1 protein-coding gene is annotated in these 311 nt (G+C 68.2%); it reads right to left on the reverse strand.

The window, feature by feature from the left end; all coding sequences use genetic code 11:
* Positions 1-311, reverse strand: a 311-nt coding sequence (locus IF54_RS0139150) for a carotenoid oxygenase family protein (protein WP_030327578.1), incomplete at both ends; no start/stop codon positions are given.

The raw sequence follows: 311 nt of genomic DNA on the forward strand, positions 1-311 counted from the left end.
ACGGACGGGTCGTCGGTGTAGGGGTTGCGGTAGGCGCCGAACAGGGCCTGGCGGGCGGCGCGTTCGAGCTGGAAGCGCTGGGTGCGGACGTACTTGGTCTTCAGATCGGCGTGCCCGTTGTCGAACCGGACCATGTGGATCATGCCGTCGCCGTTGATGTACACGTCGTTCGGGAAACGCGGCGGGTACTGGGTGTCGGCGGCGGCACGGTAGAAGGCGCCGTTCAGCTCGGGCGGGATGCGGCCCTCGACCTCCAGGTCGTAGACGTCCGCCTCGATCCGCGAGGGGGCGAAGAAGCCCCGGAACTTCGG

Origin of the sequence: Streptomyces sp. NRRL B-3229 (assembly GCF_000719505.1) — a bacterium.
GTDB classification, from domain to species: Bacteria; Actinomycetota; Actinomycetes; order Streptomycetales; family Streptomycetaceae; genus Streptomyces; species Streptomyces griseorubiginosus.